The 1380-nt window shown below is 46.4% G+C and carries 2 protein-coding genes; both read left to right on the top strand.

What is annotated here, in order from left to right; genetic code table 11:
- Nucleotides 1-644: Ger(x)C family spore germination C-terminal domain-containing protein (locus IAE55_RS33555; protein WP_234490058.1), on the top strand; the 644-nt coding region annotated here is incomplete at its 5' end.
- A 23-nt stretch (nt 645-667) separates the two neighbouring features.
- A partial coding sequence (locus IAE55_RS33550; protein WP_200634973.1) for a GerAB/ArcD/ProY family transporter occupies nt 668-1380 on the top strand: 713 nt, incomplete at its 3' end.

The raw sequence follows: 1380 nt of genomic DNA, 5'->3' as shown, positions 1-1380 counted from the left end.
GCTTTTCTTCGAGGCAGTTCGTGATTGAGACCCTTACCAAAGGGGCACGGCCATTGATGCCGGTACTCCAAATCGAAAATGTAAAGCTGAGCAAAGAACATGACAGTCCAATTGCGGCGTTACACGGTTTTGCGATGCTTGACCATCATCTTAAGGTCAAAGGGATTTTGGACTTACTTGAAGCCTCAGGAGCCATCTGGATGTCGGGAAAAGGCTCCTCTCAGGGAGCAACGATTCCATGGAACAACAACAAAGACTTTGTATCGTTTAGACTTACCCGTCTTCAACGCCAAATAACCTCCGTCAATGGGCATGATCCCAAACACATTGTCCTAACCGTTAAGGCGCAGGCTTATCTTCTTGAAAACACGTCCCAACTAGACATGTCCGCGGTAGAGAACATGATGGAGCTTCAGAAATGTCTGAACAAGCAAATGCAAAAGGAACTGCAGTCTACGATGGAAAAAGTACAGCAGTTGGGACCTGATGTATTCGGCATCGGCGAGTACCTTCACCACAAATATCCTTACTGGTGGAAATCGCAGAGAGACAATTGGGATGACAAATTCAAGCGGATAGAGGTTACCGTCAAAACGGATATCATACTCAGGTCCATCGGCGAGAGTAGCGCATCGGTGAGATGAATACGGAAAAGAGTGAATGACTAATGAAAGTAAGCGGTTATCAGATATTCTGGATAGTTAGTGTCTCCTCGATGATTGTATTTTCCTACCTTCCGATCAAACTAGCCGCAGAGAAATCACACCAGGACAGTTGGATTTCCATTCTGCTGGGCGGCATGATCATGATGGCGATCACCTGGATGGTCCTCCTGGTATGCAGGCAGAATATGGACAAGACCTTGGTTGGTTTCATGAAAGATCTGTTAGGCACCGTACTCGGAAAGATCATCGTCACCGCGTACTTTCTGCATTGGTTCATGCAAATGTCCTTGATCGCAAAAGGTACCGCCGATTTCCAAAATTTAGTCATGCTTCACAACACGCCCATGATTGTCATTTTATCATGCATGATGTTTCTTGCCGTTTATGCGCTGTATAGGGGGGGGATTACAGTGATCGGGCGTTGCGCGGAAATTATCGGCCCTTTATTCGTATTTATGTTATATGCCCAGCTGTTTCTCAATCCGCAAGACATGGACATGAAGCGAATTTTACCCATTTATGCCGACACTGGATGGTTTTCCATTCTAGAGGGTACGTTAAGCTCCGTCAACTATATGATAGACCCCTCAATCATTCTGATGCTGTTCTTTTTTGCCGAGAACAAACAAACGGCTTCACGCGCGATTCTGTGGGGAACGGCGGTTTCAATGCTATGGGGCGTCATAGCCACGCTGGTTGTTCTTTTCGTGACCGG

It is taken from the genome of Paenibacillus sp. S28 (genome assembly GCF_016624415.1).
GTDB lineage: Bacteria > Bacillota > Bacilli > Paenibacillales > Paenibacillaceae > Paenibacillus_AQ > Paenibacillus_AQ favisporus.
Note: the sequence above shows the minus strand (reverse complement) of the source record. Positions and strands in the feature narration are given on the sequence as shown.